The organism is Terrabacter sp. FW104-15G4B (assembly GCF_058790095.1).
This window is the reverse complement of the sequence record NZ_JBYTCI010000001.1, coordinates 217,992-237,042: the sequence shown is the minus strand read 5'-3', so window position 1 is coordinate 237,042 and position 19,051 is coordinate 217,992. Positions and strand designations below refer to the sequence as shown.

Sequence of the window (19,051 nt, the reverse complement as noted above, 5' to 3'; positions counted from 1 at the left end):
GGTGTGCACGCCGTTGCTCAGCTCCGCACTGAAGCCGATGGCGGGCACGGCCTCGCGCAGGTCGCCCACCATCTCGAGCAGCAGGGCCCGCGGCAGGGGTAGGCGGCCACGACCGAACGCGTCCGCACCTCGTGGTCGAAGGCGCCGTTGGCGCTGACGACCAGGCCCGTCGCGGCGATCCCTCTGGCACGAGCACGACCCGTCCAGCCGGCCGCCCCGGCTCAGACCAGCCGGGTGAGCCAGCCGTGCGAGTCTTCTGCACGGCCGTACTGGATGTCGAGCAGCTTGGCGCGGATGGCCTCGGCGTAGCGGTCCTCGTGCCCGTCGTGGCGGTGGTCGACGGAGCCGCCGTCCCAGCGCAGCTCGCCCACCGGGGTGACAACGGCGGCCGTGCCACAGGCGAAGATCTCGACGATGTCGCCGTTCGCGGCCCCCTCCTTCCACTCCTCGATCGGGATGCGCCGCTCCTCGGGCTCGAGGTCGAGCTCCTTGGCGATCTCGAGGACGGAGCTGCGAGTGACGCCCTCGAGGATCGTGCCGGTGAGCTCGGGCGTGATGATGCGCCCGTCCCTCGTCACGAGGAAGAGGTTCATCCCGCCCAGCTCCTCGATGTAGGTGTGCGTCGAGGAGTCGAGGAAGACAGCCTGGTCGCAGCCGTGCTCGATGCCCTCGAGCTGGCCGGCGAGCGAGCTGGCGTAGTTGCCGCCGCACTTCGCAGCGCCGGTGCCACCCTCGCCCGCACGGGCGTAGTCGGTGGAGATCCACAGGGTGACGGGCTTGAGGCCGCCGGAGAAGTAGGCGCCTGCCGGGGAGGCGATGACGGAGTACGTGACCTGCTGGGCGGGCCGCACCCCGAGGAAGGCCTCGGACGCGAACATGAAGGGACGCAGGTAGAGGCTCTTCTCCCCCGCGTCACCGGCCGGCACCCACGCCTGGTCGACCTCGACGAGCTGCCGCAGCGACTCGATGAAGTCCGCCTCGGGAAGCGCCGGCAGCGCCAGCCGCCGGGCGGAGCGGGCGAATCGTTCGGCGTTCGCCTCGGGGCGGAAGGTCCAGATCGAGCCGTCGGCGTGACGGTAGGCCTTCATGCCCTCGAAGATCTCCTGGGCGTAGTGAAGCACCGCCGCCGCAGGGTCGAGCTGGAAGGGGCCGTAGGGGCGGACCTGGGCATCGGCCCAACCGCCGTCCGCGGTCCACGTGGCGACGACCATGTGGTCGGTGAAGGTCTTGCCGAAGCCGGGGTCCTTCAGGATCTCGGCGATCCGTTCCGGCGAGGTGGCCTCCTCGCGGCGGGTGACCTCGAAGGACAGCTGGGTCATGACAAACCTCCAGAAGGCAAGAACAGCGGTGATCCGACGTCAGGCTACCGCCCACATCTTGAGATGAGACACCCGCCCCGAGCGCCGGGCGACCTGCCTCAGAGCCGCGCCGCCACCGCGTCGCCGACGGTGGTGGTGCTGCGTACGCCGTTCCCGCGCTCGGCCAGGTCGGCTGCGACGGCGGCCTCGACCCGTGCCGCCTCCGGTTCGAGTCCCAGATGGGCGAGCAGCATGCCCACCGAGAGGATCGCCGCGGTCGGGTCGGCCTTGGACTGCCCCGCGATGTCGGGAGCGGACCCGTGGACCGGCTCGAACATGCTCGGGGTCGTGCGCGCCGGGTTGATGTTGCCCGACGCGGCGAGCCCGATGCCGCCGGCGATGGCGGCCGCGATGTCGGTGAGGATGTCGCCGAAGAGGTTGTCGGTCACGATGACGTCGAAGCGGCCGGGGTCGGTCGCCATGAAGATGGTGGCGGCGTCGACGTGCTGGTAAGCCGTCTCGACGTCAGGGAACTCTGCACCGACCTCCTCGACCGTCCGGCGCCAGAGGTGACCGGCATACGTGAGCACGTTGTGCTTGTGCACGAGCGTCAGGTGCCGGCGGGGTCGGGCCTGGGCGCGGGCGAAGGCGTCGCGCACAACCCGCTCGACCCCGTAGCGGGTGTTGACGCTCACCTCGGTCGCGATCTCCGCGGGGGTGCCGACGCGCAGCGCACCGCCGTTGCCGGTGTAGGGGCCCTCGGTGCCCTCCCGGACGACGACGAAGTCGATGCCGTTCGGGGCGACGCGGGCGACGTCGAGGGGGCTGGAGACCCCCGGGAAGAGCTTGGCGGGGCGGAGGTTGACGTAGTGGTCGAGCGCGAAACGCAGCGGTAGGAGCACGCCGCGCTCGAGGACGCCGCTGGGCACGCTGGGGTCACCGATGGCGCCCAGCAGGATCGCGTCGTGGTCGCGGAGCTCGGCGAGCACCGACTCGGGCAGCGTCTCGCCGGTGTCGTGCCAGCGCCTGGCGCCGAGGTCGTACTCCGTCGTCGCGAACTTCGGGCCCCCGTCACCCGTGACGGCGTCAAGGACCTTCAGGCCCTCCGCGACGACCTCCGGACCGATGCCGTCACCGCCGATCACGGCGATGGAGTAGGCGTCCCTGACCTGCGTCTGTGCCATGTTGCCAGCCTAGGTGCCGTCTTGTGATGTGGGACTGACGTCTCAGTGAGTGAGAGAGGCATGACGAAGGCCCCCGGCCGGAGGGGCGGGGGCCTTCGTGAGCTGTCTGGTGGCGGTCAGTCCTCGGTGTGGCCCTGGTCGCGCAGGTCCATCGACTCCTGCAGCGCCTGACGGGCGGCCCTGGCGTCTTCGCTCATGGTGATCACGTCTCTCGGTTGTCGTGCGGTTGTCGTCTCAGGTGGCTCCAGCCCTGGTGGGCGAACCGGTCAGCAGGAGGGTGCGCGGGGTCTCCGCGGCGAGGTTGCTGACTACCTGGACTCGCCGCGGCTGGGAATGAGTACGACCTGCCGCGTCATGCGTTTCACCGTACGCCGGGCTACCCACCGGTAAAGGGGGTTTCCAGAACGTGAGACGCGGTGTCCGACTGGCGGTCAGTCACGTCCCGGCGGTCGCTCGTCCGCCGCCGCCGCGCGCATCCCCCGTTCACGAGCACCCGCGCCGTACGCTCGCTGGGTGAGCGCCGAGCATTCCGATCCCTTCGCCGAGCGGTCCCCCGGCCCGTCCGGCCACCCTGCCGAGGAGCGGCCAGCCGTCGCGGCTGCGCCTGCGGCGGCGGCCCCGCACGCACCGCACGCCGTGCCCGGAGTCCCCTTCGACGAAGAGGCCCGGTGGATCGCCATCACACCCGGCAACGCGCGCCGCGTGACCATCATCGTGCTGACGGGGGTCGTCCTGCTCGGGATCGCCACCTGGGCCTTCCAGGCGATGGGCAGCTTCCTCTTCCTGCTGTTGCTCGCGTGGCTGCTGTCGATCGCGATGGAGCCGGTCGTGAAGTGGCTCAGCAACCGGGGGCTCAAACGTGGGCTCGCCACCGGCCTGACCATGCTGGGGCTGCTGCTGCTCTTCGCGGGGCTCGCCGAGCTCTTCGGCCAGGTGTTCGTCTCGCAGCTGTCCGAGCTCGGCTCACAGCTTCCCGCCGCGGTGACCAACGCCATCAACTGGGCCAACTCGGTCTTCGGCACGACGTTCGACATCAGCCAGATCCAGCAGGGCCTTCGCCTGACGCCCGACAAGCTGGGCGAGCTCGCCGGCAAGTACGGCGGCGGCATCATCGGCATCTTCGGCTCGGTGCTCGCCTTCCTCTTCGACGCCCTGACGATCCTCGTCTTCGCCTACTACCTCTCGGCGGACAGCCCGCGGCTGCGCCAGACCATCGGCTCCTGGCTCCCGCAGCGCTACCAGCGCGTCTTCATCACCGTCTGGACCATCTCGGTCGAGAAGACGGGCGGCTACGTCGTCTCCAAGCTCGTCCTCGCCAGCCTCTCGTCCGTCTTCCACGCGACGTTCTTCTGGTTCATCGACGTGCCTTTCTGGCTGCCGCTCGGCATCTTCGCGGGCATCGTCGGTCAGTTCATCCCGACCATCGGCACCTACATCGGGGTGGCTCTCCCGGCGCTCTTCGCCCTCCTGGACAAGCCGATCAACGCCGTGTGGATCGTGATCTTCGCAACTGTCTACCAGCAGGTCGAGAACTACGTCTTCACCCCCCGCATCAGCCGCCGCACCATGGACGTCCACCCCGCGGTCGCCCTGGGCTCGGTCATCGCCGGCGCCGCGCTGTTCGGTCCCATCGGCGCGCTCATCGGCATCCCGATCGCCGCCGTCGCCCTCGCGATCATCGACACCTTCAGCAAGCGTCACGAGCTCGTCCCCGAGCTTGCGGGCCTCGAGGTGAGTGAGCCCGACTCCTCGGACCGCGACGCCCAAGAGGGGAAGAAGCACGAAGGAGCACAGGAGGACGACCGTGCCCAGACCCAAGGATCCCCGCCCCGCTGACCAACCAGCCGAGTGGTGAGCGGGGGTATGCGGCTGGGCGGGCACCCGTCGGATCGCTCCGGTCGGTGCCCGCCCAGCGGCATACGTGCGTGGCGCGTCCGCGCCGACCGCTCAGTCCTGCAGGTCGACGACCGAGAACGTCGTGGCCTCCACGACCTCGGCGAGCTGGGCGGCCACCGCAGCCGGGACCGCGCTGTCGACGTTGAGCACGCCGATGGCCTGGTCCTCCTGCCGCGATACCTGCATGCCGCCGATGTTGATGCCGGCATCACCGAGGATGCGGCCGACCGCGCCGATGACGCCGGGTCGGTCGGAGTACTCGAAGACGAGCATGTGCTCGGAGAGCGGGACCTCGAGATCGTAGCCGTTGACCCCGACGAGCTTCTCGACCATCTTCGGACCGGTCAGCGTGCCCGAGACCGAGACCACCGTGCCGTCGGCGAGCGTGCCGCGCAGCGTCGTGACGTTGCGGAAGTCCCCCGAGTCGGGATCGGTGACGAGGCGCACGACGCAGCCACGCTGCTCGGCGAGCACGGGAGCGTTGACGTAGGTGACGGCATCCTCGACGACGTCGGTGAACAGCCCCTTGAGCGCGACGAGCTTCCACACGTCGACGTCGTGGGCCGTGATCTCACCGCGCACGTCGACGTCGAGCTGGGCCGGGACACTGCCGGCAACGGCGGTGAAGATGCGGCCGAGCTTCTCCACCAGCGGGATCCCCGGGCGGACCTCCTCGGCGATGAAGCCGCTGGAGACGTTGACGGCGTCGGGGACGAGCTCGCCGCCGAGCGCCAGGCGCACCGACTTGGCCACCGCGATGCCCGCCTTCTCCTGCGCCTCGTCGGTCGAGGCACCGAGGTGCGGCGTGACGACGACCGACTCGTGCGCGAACAGCGGCGACTCGGTCGTCGGCTCGGTGGCGAAGACGTCGATGCCGGCGCCGGCGACGCGGCCCTCGGCGATGGCCCGCGCCAGAGCGGCCTCGTCGACGATGCCGCCGCGAGCGGCGTTGATGATGCGGACGGAGGGCTTGACCTTGGTCAGGGCCTCCTCGCCGATGAGGCCGAGGGTCTCGGGCGTCTTCGGCAGGTGGATCGTGATGAAGTCGGACTGGGCGAGCAGCTCGTCGAGGCCGACGAGCTGGGCGCCGAGCTGGCCGGCCTTCGCGGGCGAGGCGTAGGGGTCGTAGGCGACGATCTTCATGCCGAAGCCCTTGAGGCGCTCGGCGACGAGGGCGCCGATGCGGCCGAGCCCCACGACGCCGACCGTCTTGTCGAGCAGCTCGACGCCGGAGTACTTGCTGCGCTTCCAGGCGCCGTCCTTGAGGGCCTGGTTGGCCGGGGCGATGTTGCGTGCCGTCGCGAGGAGCAGGCCCACGGCGAGCTCGGCCGCCGAGGTGATGTTGGAGGTCGGCGCGTTGACGACCATGACGCCCGCCTGCGTGGCCGACTGCACGTCGACGTTGTCGAGACCGACACCGGCGCGGGCGATGACCTTGAGCTGCTTGGCGGCGGTGATCGCCTCGGCGTCCATCTTGGTGGCCGAGCGGATCAGCACCGCGTCGACGTCGGCGAGTGCCGGGAGCAGCTCTGCGCGGTTGGCTCCATCGGCCGAACGGACCTCGAAGTCGGGTCCCAGTGCCTCGATCGTGGCGGGTGACAGCTCTTCGGCGATGAGGACAACGGGCTTGCTCACAGGGGAATCCCTTCCGGACGGGTGCGGGGCCGCACGCACGTCGGGGCGCGGGCCGTCGGAGGCACCGCGGTGTGCCGTCGGCGAGTCTAGGGGCTTACCCGCCGGGAATCACGCGACGTAACCAACATGTGAACAGCGCCACGCGCGCCGGTAGCCGTATCAGTCACTGGAACGCCGAGTCCGTATGCCGGACACGCAACCGGGTGAGTCCGCCCCCGACGCCGACGGCCGGCCACCCCACGAACGGGCGGCCGGCCGTCGAGCCGTGTGGACGGGTCAGCGCGCGGCTGACCCCTCGACGTAGTCGGCGTCGGTCTGCTTGACCCACGCCATCAGCTGGCGCAGCTCGCGACCTGTCGCCTCGATCGGGTGCTGGGCACCCTTCTCGCGCAGCTGCTTGAACTCCGGCGCGCCGGCGTCCTGGTCGTCGATGAAGCGCTTCGCGAAGGTGCCGTTCTGGATGTCCGTGAGGACGGCCTTCATGTTCTCCTTGACGTGCGGGTCGATGACGCGCGGACCCGACACGTAGTCCCCGTACTCCGCCGTGTCGGAGACCGACCAGCGCTGCTTGGCGATGCCGCCCTCGATCATGAGGTCGACGATGAGCTTGAGCTCGTGCAGGCACTCGAAGTAGGCGACCTCGGGCTGGTAGCCCGCCTCGACGAGCGTCTCGAAGCCGTACATCACGAGCTGGCTGGCGCCACCGCAGAGCACCGCCTGCTCGCCGAAGAGGTCGGTCTCGGTCTCCTCGGTGAACGTCGTCCTGATGCCGCCCGCGCGCAGGCCCCCGATGGCCTTGCCGTATGCCTTGGCCAGGTCCCAGGCAGTGCCGGAGGCGTCCTGCTCGACAGCAAGCAGCACGGGCACGCCACGGCCGTCGGCGAACTCGCGGCGCACGATGTGTCCGGGACCCTTGGGGGCCACCATGAGGACGTCGGCGTCGGCCTCCGGCTTGATGTAGCCGAAGCGGATGTTGAAGCCGTGCCCGAAGAGCAGAGCAGCGCCGTCCTTGAGGTTGGGCTGGATGTCGTTCGCGTAGACGGTGCGCTGCACCTGGTCGGGCGTCAGGATGACGACGAGGTCGGCCTCGCGGACCGCGTCGGCGACGGAGCTGACCGGCAGGCCCTCGGCCTCGGCCTTGGCCCTGCTCTTGCTGCCCTCGGCGAGGCCGACGCGGACGTCGACCCCCGAGTCACGCAGGTTGAGCGCGTGTGCGTGGCCCTGGCTGCCGTAGCCGATGACGGCGACCTTCTTGCCCTGGATGATCGACAGGTCGGCGTCGTCGTCGTAGAACATCTCGGCCATGGTGGCCTTCTCCTTCGGTTGCGGTGTGCGGTGGGTCTGGTGGTGGCGTCAGGCGCTGCGCAGGCTCCGGTCGGTGATCGAGCGCGACCCCCGGCCGACGGCGACCATGCCGGACTGGACGAGCTCCTTGATGCCGAACGGCTCGAGCACGTCGAGCAGCGCGCGGAGCTTGTCGGAGTTGCCGGTCGCCTCGATGACGACGGCGTCGGTGGTCACGTCGACGACCTTGGCCTTGAAGAGCTGGATCGTGTCGATGACCTGGCTGCGCGTGGCCGGGTCGGCGCGGACCTTGACGAGCAGGATCTCGCGCTGGACGGAGGCGTGTGCCTCGAGCTCGACGACCTTGAGGACCTCGATGAGCTTGTTGAGCTGCTTCGTCACCTGCTCCAGGGCGGCGCCCTCGACCTCGACGACGACGGTGATCCGGGAGATGTCGGCCAGCTCGGTCGGGCCCACGGCGAGGGAGTTGATGTTGAAGCCCCGACGCGAGAAGAGCGCGGCGACGCGGGTCAGGACGCCGGGCTTGTCCTCGACGAGGACGGACAGGGTGTGCTTGCTCATGCTCAGTCCTCCCGCTCCCAGACGGGCGCCTCGTGGCGCGCCGCCTGGATCATGTCGTTGCTGACGCCCGCCGGCACCATCGGCCACACCATGGCGTCGCGGTGGACGATGAAGTCGATGACGACGGGTCGGTCGTTGGTCTCGAGGGCCTGCTTGATGACGGCGTCGACCTCCTCCGGCGTCTCGGCGCGCAGGCCGAGGCAGCCGTATGCGTCGGCGAGCTTGACGAAGTCGGGCACGCGCTGGCTCATCGGCTGGAGGTCGGTGTTGGAGTAGCGCTCGTTGTAGAAGAGCGTCTGCCACTGACGGACCATCCCGAGCGAGCTGTTGTTGATGATCGCGACCTTGATCGGGATGTTGTTGATGACGCAGGTCGCCAGCTCCTGGTTGGTCATCTGGAAGCAGCCGTCGCCGTCGATCGCCCAGACGGTGCGCTCCGGCTCGGCGACCTTGGCGCCCATGGCCGCCGGCACCGAGAAGCCCATCGTGCCGAGGCCGCCGGAGTTGATCCAGGCGTTGGGGCGTTCGTACTGCACGAACTGCGCGGCCCACATCTGGTGCTGCCCGACGCCCGCAACGTACGTGGCCTCCGGCCCGCTGAGGGCGCCGATGCGCTCGATGACGTACTGCGGGGACAGGGTGTCGTCCTCGCTGTCGGCATAGCCGAGCGGGAAGGTCTTCTTCCAGTCGGCGACGCGCTCGCGCCAGGCGCCGAAGTCCCAGCCCTCGGCGTCGTCGTCTGCGGCTGCCCGGTCGAGGGTCACCTGCTCGATGAGGTCGCGAATGACCTCGCCCACGTCACCCACGATCGGCACGTCGGCGATGCGGTTCTTCGAGATCTCGGCCGGGTCGATGTCGGCATGGATCACCTTGGCGTGCGGGGCGAAGCTCGACAGCTGGCCCGTGACCCGGTCGTCGAAGCGGGCGCCGAGGGCGATGATGAGGTCTGACTTCTGCAGGCCGGTGACGGCGGCGACGGTCCCGTGCATGCCGGGCATGCCGAGGTTGAGCGGCTCGCTGTCGGGCACCGTGCCGCGCGCCATGAGCGTCGTGACGACAGGGATGTCGGTCAGCTCGACGAGGCGACGCAGCGACTCACTCGCCCTGGCCCGCACGACGCCACCGCCGACGTAGAGGATCGGGCGCTTCGAAGCCGCCATGAGGCGCGCCGCCTCCCGGATCTGCTTGCCGTGCGGGCGCAGCACCGGCCGGTAGCCCGGCAGGTCGATCTGCGGCGGCCAGCTGAAGGTGGTCGCCGCCTGGAGGGCGTCCTTGCTGATGTCGACGAGGACCGGGCCGGGGCGACCGGTGCTCGCGACGTGGAACGCCTCGGCGATGGCCTGGGGGATCTTCGCGGGGTCGGTCACGAGGTAGTTGTGCTTCGTGATGGGCATCGTGATGCCGCGGATGTCGGCCTCCTGGAAGGCGTCCGTGCCGATGGCCGCGCTCGCGACCTGGCCGGTGATCGCCACGACCGGAACAGAGTCCATGTGGGCGTCCGCGAGCGGTGTCACGAGGTTGGTCGCACCGGGGCCCGAGGTCGCCATGCAGACACCGACCCTGCCGGTCGCCGAGGCGTACCCCTCCGCTGCGTGGCCGGCGCCCTGCTCGTGGCGCACGAGGATGTGGCGGACCTTCTTGGAGTCGAGCATCGGGTCGTAGGCGGGGAGGATCGCGCCGCCCGGGATGCCGAAGACGGTGTCGCAGCCGATGGCCTCGAGCGAGAGGACGAGCGCCTGGGCCCCGGTGACCTGACGGACCGGCGCGACGGGTTCGACGGCCGGCGCGGGCCTCGCCTCCGCCGACGGTCGGGGACGGGCCAGGGAGGCCACGTCGGCGGGCGAGGGCGCCTGCTTCGTCGTGTCGCTCACGATCTCTTCCTTCTGTCGGGCACTTCGTGGTCCTGCCGGTTCGGGCTGACTCCAGCCACAAAAAAACCCTTCGGTCCCGCGGTGGGACGGAAGGGGGCGCGCTGACCGTTGAGCTGGTCGGCGCGCTAGGGAAGTACGAGGAGTCGGGGCACGTGACAACCGTCCTACCAAGCCCCAGTGGTGTCAATCGACCGATGTGCGCATCTCAGCATGTGGCATCGTGATCTCACCCACTGTCACTTTCCGTGGCCATCGGAAAGTCGGTTGTCGGGGACCGAAGCCCCTCGGGACACTTGCCGGCATGGCGAACACTCCCCTCGTGGGGCCCTCGACGGCCCTCGCGCTGCACCTGCCGGAGACCGCTGGGGGCCTGACGACGCGGCCGCTGAAGCGGCACGACGCCGCGGCCGTCACGACGCTCATGGCGGCGTGCGAGCAGCACGACCTCGGCGAGGCGTTCATCGAGGAGGCCGACATCGTCGGCGACTGGCAGCGACCGGCCTTCGACCTGCCGACGCAGTCCGTCGGGGTCCTCGACGGGGACCGGCTCGTCGCCTACGCCGAGGTCTACAAGGCACGGTGGGCCGACGCCGCGGTCGACCCGGCATACCGAGGCCGTGGGATCGGGACCGCGCTCTCGCGCTGGACGCGCTCCGTCGCCGCTCGCGACGGGGGCTCGCTCGTGGGGCAGCCCGTCCCCGGCGACTCCCCCGGCGAGCGACTGCTCGAGTCCCTCGGCTACCGCGCGCTGTGGACGTCGTGGGTCCTCGAGCTCCCGGCCGGCCGCGCCATTGCGCCGCAACCGATCCCCGAGGCGTATGCCGTCCGCGACCCTCGCGACGAGGCCGACCTCCGCGCCGCGTGGGCCGTCAACGAGGACGCGTTCCTCGAGTGGTCCGACCGCGGGCGGGCGACCTTCGAGGAGTGGTCCGCCACCGTCACCCAGCGGCCGGGCTACCAGCCCTGGCAGCTGCGGCTCATGGTGGATCCCGACGACGAGGTCGTCGGGATGGCGTTCGTCGTCGTGTCGAACGGCTCCGCCTACGTCGACAAGCTCGCCGTCCGGCGCGACCTGCGCGGACGGGGCCTCGCTCGTGCCCTCCTCGTCGACGCCTTCGAGGTCGGGCGCAGGAACGGCGGAGAGCGGTCGGAGCTGTCCACCGACTCCCGCACCGGCGCGCTGGGGCTCTATGAGAAGGTCGGCATGCAGGTCACGTCGGTCTGGCGGCACTGGGCGGTCGACGTGGCCCCGGAGCCGGCGGCGAGCCAGGACTGAGGAGGCGTCGTGGACCAGGCCACGAGCATCGAGATCGAGGCACCGGCCGGGCTGGCCTGGGTCATCATGCGCGACGTCGAGCGCTGGCCGGAGTGGACGGCGTCGATCCGCTCCGTCACGCTCCTCGACGGCCAGCTGCGGGTCGGGGCGCGGGCGCGGATCGAGCAGCCGCGGATCCCCACGACTGTCTGGACCGTCACCAGCCTGACCGAGGGCCACGAGTTCACCTGGCAGGCAAGTGGTCCCGGCATCCTCACGACGGGCCGGCACGGCGTCGAGGCCACGGGACCGGCCAGCTGCCGGGCGACGCTCTCGATCACCCAGTCCGGATGGTTGGGCTCGCTCGTCGGTCTCGCCTACCGTTCGCTCACCGAGCGCTATCTCGCCATGGAGGCGGCCGGGCTCAAGGCACGGGCCGAGCTGGGCGACGCCACCACCCAGCGCTAGCCGAGCCCGGCCGAGCCACTGCGCGCACCACCGAGCGCCGGTTTGGCGGCGCCGGTTCCGCGCCGAGGCCGGCAAGGGCCCCTACGCGCACCGGGCCGCGCCGCCTCGCGGCCGCGACCGACCTGCTCGTCCACACCGGCTCGAAGTGCGCGACATCGCGGTCGCCACCGGCTTCAGCGACGAGCGACACCTCATCCGCCGGTTCCGCGGGGCCACGGGACTCACGCCACGCGCCTTCCCCGACGCCGGCACCTGAGCCGGGCACACGGCATACGCCCCCTCCCCGCAACACACCGAGAAGGTGCGAACGCACCGGGATCGGACCCGGGTGCGTTGCGACCTGCTCGGTGTGTTGCAGGGTCGAGGCGTCAGCCGCAGACGGCGCCGCGGCTCGCACTACCGACGAGCTTGCGGTACTTCGCGAGGACGCCGCGGGTGTACTTCGGCTCGGGGTGCGTGACACCCTCGGAGCGACGGCGCTCCATCTCATCCTCGTCGACGAGCAGGTCGAGCGTGCCGTTGGCGACGTCGAGCCGGATGGTGTCGCCGTCGCGGACGAAGGCGATCGGGCCCTCGTCGACGGCCTCCGGCGCGACGTGCCCGACGCACAGGCCGGTGGTGCCGCCGGAGAAGCGGCCGTCGGTGAGGAGCAGGACGTCCTTGCCGAGCCCGGCACCCTTGATGGCGCCGGTGACGGCGAGCATCTCGCGCATGCCGGGGCCGCCCTTGGGGCCCTCGTAGCGGATGACGACGACGTCGTTCTCCTTCAGCGAGCCGTCCTCGACGGCGTCCATCGCGGCGCGCTCTCCGTCGAAGACGCGAGCGGTGCCCTCGAAGACGGACTCGTCGAAGCCCGCCGACTTCACGACGGCCCCCTCGGGGGCGAGCGAGCCGGTGAGGATGGTCAGGCCGCCGGTCTTGTGGATCGGCTGGGCCATCTCACGGATGACGCGGCCGTCGATGTGCGGAGGGTTGATCTCCTCGAGGTTCTCCGCCATCGTCCGGCCCGTCACGGTGAGGCAGTCACCGTCGAGCAGGCCGGCCTCGAGGAGCGTCTTCATGACGACGGGGATGCCGCCGATGTGGTCGATGTCCTTCATCACGAAGCTGCCGAAGGGCTTGACGTCGGCCAGGTGCGGGACCTTCGCCCCGATGCGGCGGAAGTCCTCGATGGTGAGGTCCACCTCGGCCTCGTGCGCGATGGCGAGCAGGTGCAGGACGGCGTTGGTCGACCCACCGAACGCCATGACGACGGCGATGGCGTTCTCGAAGGCGGGCTTGGTCATGATGTCGCGCGCGGTGATGCCGCGGCGGAGCAGCTCGACGACGGCCTCGCCCGACTTGCGGGCGTACATGTCGCGGCGGCGGTCGGTCGCGGGAGGCGCGGCGGAGCCCGGGATCGACATGCCGATGGCCTCGGCGACCGCGGCCATGGTGTTGGCGGTGTAGAAACCGCCGCAGGCGCCCTCGCCCGGGCAGATGGCGCGCTCGATGGCGTCGACGTCCTCGCGCGACATGAGCCCGGCGTTGCACGCACCGACGGCCTCGAAGGCGTCGATGATCGTGACCTCCTTCTCCGTGCCGTCCGAGAGCTTGGCGACGCCCGGCAGGATCGTGCCGGCGTAGAGGAAGACGGAAGCGAGGTCGAGGCGCGCCGCAGCCATGAGCATGCCCGGCAGCGACTTGTCGCAGCCCGCGAGCAGCACTGAGCCGTCGAGGCGCTCGGCGTTCATGACGGTCTCGACGGAGTCGGCGATGATCTCGCGCGAGACGAGGCTGAAGTGCATGCCCTCGTGGCCCATCGAGATGCCGTCGGACACCGAGATGGTGCCGAACTCGAGGGGATAGCCACCGCCGGCGTGCACCCCGTCCTTGACCGCCTTCGCAAGGCGGTCGAGCGAGAGGTTGCACGGCGTGATCTCGTTCCACGAGCTCGCGACGCCGATCTGCGGCTTGGCCCAGTCGTCGTCCCCGAGTCCCACGGCCCGGAGCATCCCCCGCGCGGCGGTCTTCTCGAGACCGTCGGTGACGTCGCGGCTGCGGGGCTTGATGTCAGGCGTCTGCGTCATGCCTGCAGCATAGGACCGTGTCCGCGGACTGGACATCGCATCTCACGGCCTGATCGCGCCCCGTCTCGGGAACGGCGGTCGGCTCACTCGGCGCTGCCCCGGCAGACGTGGAAGCGTTCCAGCGCACACGCGCCCAGGTCGAGGTCGGCCCAGTCGCCGGCGTAGCGCAGGACGGCGATCCCGCTCGTGACGAAGCCTCGGCCGAGCGCCTCGTGCGCCTCCCGGGAGCCCTCGCCGTCCGTCAGCAGGCTGGTCAGCTGGGCCATGGTCGGGTTGTGCCCGACGACCAGCAGGGTCGTCGTGTCTCCCCCGTCCTCGCGCACCGTCTCGAGGGTCTGCTCCGACCCGCCGACGTAGACGCTGCGACGGAACTCGACGAACTCTGCCTGGGCGCCGCCGCGGCACGCCTCCTCCCAGGTCTGCCGGGTGCGCTGCGCCGTGGAGCAGATGACCAGGTCGGGCACCAGCCCCTCACGATGCAGCCACTTCCCCGCAGCCCTCGCGTCGCGGCGTCCGCGGGCCGCGAGCTCACGGTCGTGGTCGGCCTTGCCCAGCCCCTCCTCGGCCTTGGCATGACGCATGAGGACCAGGGTCTTCTCCTTCGCGGCGATGCTCATGGTTCCGAGCATGCTCCGGGCGGCAGGGTCTTGTCAGCCCGGACCGGTCACAGGCTGAGCTCCGGCTTAATGCGCTTCGGGGTCCACATCCGCAACCGGCGCGCGGCAACGGTCGAGACCGCCAGCGCGGCGAGGAGGTATGCCGTGAGCACCCCCACGGAGCCCACGACCGGTCCGAGGTCGGCCCCGTAGAGCAGCCGGCGGAGCCCGTCGACGGCGTAGCTCATGGGCACGACGTGGTGCACCGCTTGCAGAGGCGCGGGCAGCGTCTGCCACGGGAAGGTGCCGCCGGCGCTGACGAGCTGGACGACCATGAAGACGAGGCCGAGGAACTTTCCGACCGTGCCGAAGCGTGCGGCGAGAGCGTGCAGGATCGCCACGAACGTCATGGAGGTGAAGCCCAGGAAGAGGAACGCGAGCACGGGGTGTGCGATGCGGATGTCGACGCCCCGACCGACGACGAGCACGAGCGCGGCCACCTGGACGAGACCGACCAGGGCCGGCGCCAGCCATCCACCGAGAGCGGCGCGGACCGAGCGCTGGCTCGTCGCGAGCGCCCGGGTCGACAGGGGCCGCACGAAGAGGAAGAGCACGTAGGCGCCGATCCACAGGGCGAGGCTCATGAAGAGCGGGGCCAGGCCCGCCCCGTAGGAGCCGGCCGAGGAGAGCGAGCCGGTGGACACGCCCACCGGGTTGCCGATGGTCTGCGCCATCGCCTTGCGCTGTGCGCCGGTGGGGTCGGGCACGGAGTCGCGCCCCTTGACGAGGCCGGCGTGGAGATCGCCGGCGCCCCCGGTCAGCGTGTCGAGCCCTGACGCGAGCGAGGCGGCGCCCTTGGCGAGCGAGTCTCCGCCGTTCGCAGCCTTGTCCGCGCCCGTGGAGAGCTGCGCCACGCCACTCTGCAGCGTCTCGAGGCCTCCGGCGAGCGTACCCGCGCCGTCGCGCAACTGGATCGCGCCCGAGTGGGCCGAGGCGATGCCGTCGGTCAGGGCGGGGGTCACCGTCGCGAGGGCGCGCGCGCCGGTCGCCACCTGGTCGGCTCCGTGGGACAGCCGGGTGAGGTCGCCCGAGGCCGACTGGATCGTCGAGTCCGCACGGTCGACGTAGCCGTCGATGGCATCGAGGCGCGACTGCACGACGGCGAGCTGGGCATCGGTGAGCCCCTGTGCTCGCAGGTCGGACAGGAAGGTGCCCCGGTCGGCGGCGATCCGCCTCTTGAGGTCGGTGGACGCCGACGCGGCCTTGGCGCCGTAGCCGGCGATCGTACGGTTGCCTGCGGCGACCTGCTCGGCGCCGTCGGCGAGCTTCGCGGTCTGCGCGGGCAACCCCGACGTGCGGGACTGCAGCGTGCCGAGACCTGATGCCAGCTGGCCGGCGCCCGCCTGGAGGTCGTCCGCGCCGGCGGCGGCCTGGCCGATGCCGGTCTCGAGGCGTCGGGCTCCGTCCGCGAGGTCGTGCAGGCCGGTCGCCAGGTCCGAGGCGCCGGTCGACAGCTGGTGCGCGCCGCTGTCGGCCTTGGCGGCCCCGGCCCGCAGCTGCTCCGAACCGTCGGCCGCCTTGACCAGCTGGTCGTGCACTTGGCTGAACCCGAGCAGCAGCTTGCTCGCCGCGGTCTCGCTGACCTGGCTCGCGACCGATGCCGTGACCTGCTTGATCACCTGGTTGCCGATCATCGAGGTCATGTAGTTGTTGGCGTCGTTCGTCTCGAGCACGACGGTTGCCTGCCGGGGCTTGAACTCCGCGGTCGAGGCGAGGTCGGCCGAGAAGGTGTTCGGCAGGATGACGGCGAACGAGTACGTCCCGTCGTCGACTCCGCGCATTGCCTCGGCGTGCGACACGCGGTGCCAGTCGAAGGACTTGGACTCGACGAGGTGTTCGGCGACCTGGCCACCCACCTGCAGCTTCTCGCCCGTGCTCAGCGTCGTGCCGGTGTCGTCGCTCACGACGGCGGCAGGCACCTGGGGAAAGGCGCCGTAGGGGTCGTGGTTGGCGTAGAGATAGAGCCCGCCGTAGAGGGTGGGGATGAGCACGAGGGCGGCGAGGGCGAGGCGTGCGAGCCGCGAGCTGGTGAGGCGGCGCAGCTCGGCGACGGCGAGACGGATGGGGTTCATGCCAGCGGCTCCTTGGAGACCGAGGGGGTGACCACGAGGGTCGCGAACGCCGCGACGGTGGCGGCAGTTGTCAGGACGATGACGACGAGCCCGCTCGCCGCCAGCCGATGGCAGGTCTCGAGCCAGGGCGCCGCATCGCCGCCGTGCCGCTCGGGTCCGGCGAGGACGAGGACGCGCACGTGTGGGTGCAGGGCGCCGAGCTCGAGCAGCAGGCTCGTGCGCAGCGCGGCGGGCAGCTGGCCCCACGGACGCCCCGCCACGTCGCCGAGGTCGTGCTCGGCGAGGAAGGCGGCCACCGCGGCCCGTGACGCGGGCTGCTCGGCGAGGGCGAGCTCCTCCTGGACGACCGCACGGACCGCAATGGCCTCCTCCGGGGAGGTGACGTCGGTGACATCGACCAGGCGGGTGCGCAGCTGGAGCTCCGCACGCTCTGCGGCGCCCCCCATGGCGACACGGCCACGGAGCAGCTCGACGCGACCGCCGATGGCCAGGGCGAGGGCGACCTGCGGGATGCCCGGGTCGGTCGCCACGACCGTCACCTCACCAGCAGGAGCCATGAGGTCGATGCCCTGCACGAACGGCTCGTGGGTGCCGGCCACGCTGACGTCGTCGACGACGACACTCCAGGCGTCGGGCGATTCATGGGGGGCCACTTCCGGAACAGTCACGATACGAGTATGCATCCAATCCAACCTTGTATCCAATTCGAGCGCGTATCCTTTGGAGCATGCCGCCCACCACTGCCCCACCCCCAGCGCCGCGCATCACGGCCCGTCGACAGGCCACGCGCGACCGGGTGCTCGAGGCGGCCAGCGAGGTCTTCGCCGAGCGCGGCTTCCACGGCGCCACGGTCGAGGACATCTGCGACCGGGCCGGCTTCACCCGCGGGGCCTTCTACTCGAACTTCAGCTCGAAGGACGACCTCGTCGTCGAGCTGTCCCGTCGCCACTCGGAGGCCCTGGTCGACCGGATCCGACGGGCCAGCAAGCGCGAGCAGGCCAGTGCCGAGGACGTCCTCCGCGACGTCTTCGCGGCCCTGGCCGACGACCCCCGCAGCCAGGAGCGCTGGGTCGTGCTGACCACCGAGTTCACCCTGCACGCCATCCGCGACGCCGGTGCCCGACGAGCGTGGGCCACCCAGCAGCGCCGGGTCCGCGACGAGCTCGTGGCCGTCGTCGACGAGGCCGTCGAGCGTCAGGGGCTCTCCCTACCGATGCCGACCGAGCTCTTCGTGCGCGCGGCGATCGCGCTGGCGCAGGGGTCGATGACCCAGCGCCTCGTCGAGCCCCGCTCGCTGACCGTCGGGGAGCTCGAGCGCACCGTCCTGCCGGTGCTGCTCGGCGTCGACGGCCGAGGCGCCTAGCCGGCCGCCCCGCCGGCCTCAGCCCCCGGAGACCGCGTTGATGATGTGGACGCGAGCGCCGGCCGGGACGGCGGCCCCCACGCCGTCACCACGCGTGGCGTCCTCACCGTTGACGAAGACCTTCACGTGGCGGCGGATCTGCCCTCGCTCGTCGCGCACCTTCCCGTCGAGGATGCGGTGCTCGCAGAAGGCGCGGTCGAGCAGCTCGGCGACGGTCTGCGACTCGGTCGGCGACTCCACCTCGAGCTCGGCCACACCGCCGACGAGGTCGCGGAGCATGCCGGGGAGGATGACGCGGACGGGGGCGGAGGGCATACCAGATCCCTTGTGACTCAAGCCAGCTGGGCGGCGCGCACGACAAGCACGTCGGGCAGCTGGGTCGCGATGCGGTGGAAGGACTCGCCCTCGTCGGCGGACGCGAAGACGTCGCCGTTGCGGGTGCCGAGGTAGACGCCGACCGGGTCGGCCGCGTCGAGCGACGCGGCGTCGCGCAGGACGCAGGTGTAGCTGTGGTCGGGCAGGCCGGTCGCCTGCTGGCGCCAGGTGGCCCCGGCGTCCTCGGACCGCTGGACCTGCAACTGGGCGCCGGGCGGGATTCGCTCGCCGGAGTCGGCGACCGGGACGACCCAGACCACCCCGGCCCGTCGAGGGTGCGCGAGCACGGTGAACCCGAAGTCCGTGGGCAGCCCGTCGGCGATCGAGTCCCACGACGCGCCGTTGTCATGCGAGCGGTAGACCCCGTTGTGGTTCTGAGCGAACAGCTCCCCCTCCCCCTGACCCCGGGCCACCTTGTGCACGCACTGGCCGTACTCCGGGTACTCGTTGTCGGGCACGAACCCGGCACGGATGCCGGGGTTGCTGGGCGCCCAAGTCTTGCCGCCGTCGCCGGAACGGTAGACGCCGCCGGTGCTCATGGCCACGAGCAGGTTCTCGGGGTGGCCTGCCTCGGGGATGACCGTGTGCACGGCTCCCCCGCCGAAGCCCGGCTCCCACGTGGGTCGGTGCGGGTGGTCCCAGAGGCCCCGGACGAGCTCGTAGCTGTCCCCGCGGTCGGTGCTGCGGAAGAGGGCGTGCGGCTCGACGCCCGCCCAGACGACGTCGGCGTCGTTGGGGTCCGGAGTCAGCTGCCACACCCGCTCGAGGGCCGTGTCGGTGTCGCTCGGGAAGGAGAGGGCACGCTCGGCGCTCTCGGTCCACGATCGCCCGCCGTCGGTGGAGACCTGGACGGTCGGGCCCCAGTGCCAGGACTTCACTCCCGCGAGCACGGTCGATCGTCCCTCACGGGTGTCGACGGCGACCGAGGCCACCTCGCTCATCAGGAAGTGGGGACCTTCGAGGGTCCAGTCCCGGCGGTCGGTGCTGCGGGCGATCCAGAGCCCCTTGCGCGTGCCGATGGCGACGATGGTCTCGGTCATGTG

Annotated in this window: 18 protein-coding genes; 5 read left to right on the top strand and 13 right to left on the bottom strand. The window is 70.9% G+C overall.

Annotated elements, in window-relative coordinates:
- Nucleotides 1-221: 221 nt before the first annotated feature.
- The 3 genes from AC3WRT_RS01085 to AC3WRT_RS01075 all read right to left on the bottom strand — a co-directional run bounded on the left by AC3WRT_RS01085 (nucleotide 222) and on the right by AC3WRT_RS01075 (nucleotide 2,679).
- On the bottom strand, nucleotides 222-1,319 hold the full coding sequence (locus AC3WRT_RS01085; protein ID WP_492718066.1) for a branched-chain amino acid aminotransferase: 1,098 nt from the start codon (nucleotides 1,317-1,319) through the stop codon (nucleotides 222-224).
- Nucleotides 1,320-1,417: 98 nt separating this feature from the next.
- On the bottom strand, nucleotides 1,418-2,482 hold the full coding sequence (locus AC3WRT_RS01080) for a 3-isopropylmalate dehydrogenase (protein ID WP_492718064.1): 1,065 nt from the start codon (nucleotides 2,480-2,482) through the stop codon (nucleotides 1,418-1,420).
- Nucleotides 2,483-2,598: 116 nt separating this feature from the next.
- Entirely contained in the window at nucleotides 2,599-2,679 is an 81-nt protein-coding gene (locus AC3WRT_RS01075; protein WP_492718419.1) for a 3-isopropylmalate dehydrogenase, read from the bottom strand.
- A gap of 316 nt (nucleotides 2,680-2,995) precedes the next feature.
- Here AC3WRT_RS01075 and AC3WRT_RS01070 point away from each other — a divergent pair, with 316 nt between their 5' ends.
- Nucleotides 2,996-4,318: an AI-2E family transporter gene (locus AC3WRT_RS01070; protein WP_492718062.1), complete on the top strand. Its 1,323-nt coding sequence runs from the start codon at nucleotides 2,996-2,998 to the stop codon at nucleotides 4,316-4,318.
- A gap of 111 nt (nucleotides 4,319-4,429) precedes the next feature.
- On the opposite strand, the gene serA is transcribed toward AC3WRT_RS01070, so the two are convergent.
- The 4 genes from serA to AC3WRT_RS01050 form a co-directional block, all read right to left on the bottom strand.
- Nucleotides 4,430-6,013: a phosphoglycerate dehydrogenase gene (serA, locus tag AC3WRT_RS01065; protein ID WP_492718060.1), complete on the bottom strand. Its 1,584-nt coding sequence runs from the start codon at nucleotides 6,011-6,013 to the stop codon at nucleotides 4,430-4,432.
- Between the two features lie 276 nt (nucleotides 6,014-6,289).
- Complete coding sequence (gene ilvC / locus AC3WRT_RS01060) at nucleotides 6,290-7,318, bottom strand: ketol-acid reductoisomerase (RefSeq protein ID WP_492718058.1); 1,029 nt, start codon at nucleotides 7,316-7,318, stop codon at nucleotides 6,290-6,292.
- Between the two features lie 48 nt (nucleotides 7,319-7,366).
- Entirely contained in the window at nucleotides 7,367-7,879 is a 513-nt protein-coding gene (gene ilvN / locus AC3WRT_RS01055) for an acetolactate synthase small subunit (RefSeq protein WP_492718056.1), read from the bottom strand.
- A gap of 2 nt (nucleotides 7,880-7,881) precedes the next feature.
- Entirely contained in the window at nucleotides 7,882-9,750 is a 1,869-nt protein-coding gene (locus tag AC3WRT_RS01050) for an acetolactate synthase large subunit (RefSeq protein WP_492718054.1), read from the bottom strand.
- Nucleotides 9,751-10,051: 301 nt separating this feature from the next.
- Between AC3WRT_RS01050 and AC3WRT_RS01045 the strand changes: the two genes are divergently transcribed.
- The 3 genes from AC3WRT_RS01045 (at nucleotide 10,052) to AC3WRT_RS01035 (ending at nucleotide 11,729) form a co-directional block, all read left to right on the top strand.
- Nucleotides 10,052-11,026: a GNAT family N-acetyltransferase gene (locus AC3WRT_RS01045; RefSeq protein WP_492718052.1), complete on the top strand. Its 975-nt coding sequence runs from the start codon at nucleotides 10,052-10,054 to the stop codon at nucleotides 11,024-11,026.
- Between the two features lie 9 nt (nucleotides 11,027-11,035).
- Nucleotides 11,036-11,473 (top strand): SRPBCC family protein, encoded by a 438-nt coding sequence (locus AC3WRT_RS01040; RefSeq protein WP_492718050.1) that lies wholly within the window; start codon nucleotides 11,036-11,038, stop codon nucleotides 11,471-11,473.
- Between the two features lie 145 nt (nucleotides 11,474-11,618).
- Nucleotides 11,619-11,729: a helix-turn-helix transcriptional regulator gene (locus AC3WRT_RS01035; RefSeq protein ID WP_492718048.1), complete on the top strand. Its 111-nt coding sequence runs from the start codon at nucleotides 11,619-11,621 to the stop codon at nucleotides 11,727-11,729.
- A 112-nt stretch (nucleotides 11,730-11,841) separates the two neighbouring features.
- Here the strand turns inward: AC3WRT_RS01035 and ilvD are convergent, their stop codons facing one another.
- The 4 genes from ilvD to AC3WRT_RS01015 all read right to left on the bottom strand — a co-directional run bounded on the left by ilvD (nucleotide 11,842) and on the right by AC3WRT_RS01015 (nucleotide 16,938).
- Nucleotides 11,842-13,542, bottom strand: coding sequence for a dihydroxy-acid dehydratase (ilvD, locus tag AC3WRT_RS01030; protein ID WP_492718047.1), 1,701 nt, complete (start codon nucleotides 13,540-13,542; stop codon nucleotides 11,842-11,844).
- 83 nt (nucleotides 13,543-13,625) lie between these two features.
- Nucleotides 13,626-14,159: a SixA phosphatase family protein gene (locus AC3WRT_RS01025; protein ID WP_492718045.1), complete on the bottom strand. Its 534-nt coding sequence runs from the start codon at nucleotides 14,157-14,159 to the stop codon at nucleotides 13,626-13,628.
- Between the two features lie 47 nt (nucleotides 14,160-14,206).
- Nucleotides 14,207-16,270, bottom strand: a complete 2,064-nt coding sequence (locus tag AC3WRT_RS01020) for a YhgE/Pip family protein (protein ID WP_492718043.1) — start codon at nucleotides 16,268-16,270, stop codon at nucleotides 14,207-14,209.
- A complete protein-coding gene (locus AC3WRT_RS01015; protein WP_492718041.1) occupies nucleotides 16,267-16,938 on the bottom strand; it encodes a hypothetical protein in 672 nt (223 codons plus the stop codon). Before AC3WRT_RS01015 ends, AC3WRT_RS01020 begins: the two co-directional genes overlap by 4 nt.
- A gap of 59 nt (nucleotides 16,939-16,997) precedes the next feature.
- Here AC3WRT_RS01015 and AC3WRT_RS01010 point away from each other — a divergent pair, with 59 nt between their 5' ends.
- Nucleotides 16,998-17,633 carry a TetR/AcrR family transcriptional regulator gene (locus AC3WRT_RS01010; RefSeq protein WP_492718040.1) on the top strand — a complete coding sequence of 212 codons (636 nt, stop codon included), beginning with the start codon at nucleotides 16,998-17,000 and terminating at the stop codon, nucleotides 17,631-17,633.
- Between the two features lie 18 nt (nucleotides 17,634-17,651).
- On the opposite strand, the gene AC3WRT_RS01005 is transcribed toward AC3WRT_RS01010, so the two are convergent.
- Both AC3WRT_RS01005 and AC3WRT_RS01000 read right to left on the bottom strand, forming a co-directional pair.
- Nucleotides 17,652-17,948 (bottom strand): MoaD/ThiS family protein, encoded by a 297-nt coding sequence (locus tag AC3WRT_RS01005; RefSeq protein ID WP_492718038.1) that lies wholly within the window; start codon nucleotides 17,946-17,948, stop codon nucleotides 17,652-17,654.
- A gap of 17 nt (nucleotides 17,949-17,965) precedes the next feature.
- Complete coding sequence (locus AC3WRT_RS01000; RefSeq protein ID WP_492718036.1) at nucleotides 17,966-19,048, bottom strand: WD40/YVTN/BNR-like repeat-containing protein; 1,083 nt, start codon at nucleotides 19,046-19,048, stop codon at nucleotides 17,966-17,968.
- Between the last annotated feature and the right edge of the window lie 3 nt (nucleotides 19,049-19,051).

Bases quoted from the DNA above. Each gene is read 5' to 3' on its own strand.
- ilvN (WP_492718056.1), bottom strand. From the start codon at position 7,879: ATGAGCAAGCACACCCTGTCCGTCCTCGTCGAGGACAAGCCCGGCGTC.
- ilvC (WP_492718058.1), bottom strand. From the start codon at position 7,318: ATGGCCGAGATGTTCTACGACGACGACGCCGACCTGTCGATCATCCAG.
- AC3WRT_RS01000 (WP_492718036.1), bottom strand. From the start codon at position 19,048: ATGACCGAGACCATCGTCGCCATCGGCACGCGCAAGGGGCTCTGGATC.
- AC3WRT_RS01085 (WP_492718066.1), bottom strand. From the start codon at position 1,319: ATGACCCAGCTGTCCTTCGAGGTCACCCGCCGCGAGGAGGCCACCTCG.
- AC3WRT_RS01075 (WP_492718419.1), bottom strand. From the start codon at position 2,679: ATGAGCGAAGACGCCAGGGCCGCCCGTCAGGCGCTGCAGGAGTCGATG.
- AC3WRT_RS01010 (WP_492718040.1), top strand. From the start codon at position 16,998: ATGCCGCCCACCACTGCCCCACCCCCAGCGCCGCGCATCACGGCCCGT.
- AC3WRT_RS01080 (WP_492718064.1), bottom strand. From the start codon at position 2,482: ATGGCACAGACGCAGGTCAGGGACGCCTACTCCATCGCCGTGATCGGC.
- AC3WRT_RS01020 (WP_492718043.1), bottom strand. From the start codon at position 16,270: ATGAACCCCATCCGTCTCGCCGTCGCCGAGCTGCGCCGCCTCACCAGC.
- AC3WRT_RS01045 (WP_492718052.1), top strand. From the start codon at position 10,052: ATGGCGAACACTCCCCTCGTGGGGCCCTCGACGGCCCTCGCGCTGCAC.
- AC3WRT_RS01005 (WP_492718038.1), bottom strand. From the start codon at position 17,948: ATGCCCTCCGCCCCCGTCCGCGTCATCCTCCCCGGCATGCTCCGCGAC.
- ilvD (WP_492718047.1), bottom strand. From the start codon at position 13,542: ATGACGCAGACGCCTGACATCAAGCCCCGCAGCCGCGACGTCACCGAC.
- AC3WRT_RS01025 (WP_492718045.1), bottom strand. From the start codon at position 14,159: ATGAGCATCGCCGCGAAGGAGAAGACCCTGGTCCTCATGCGTCATGCC.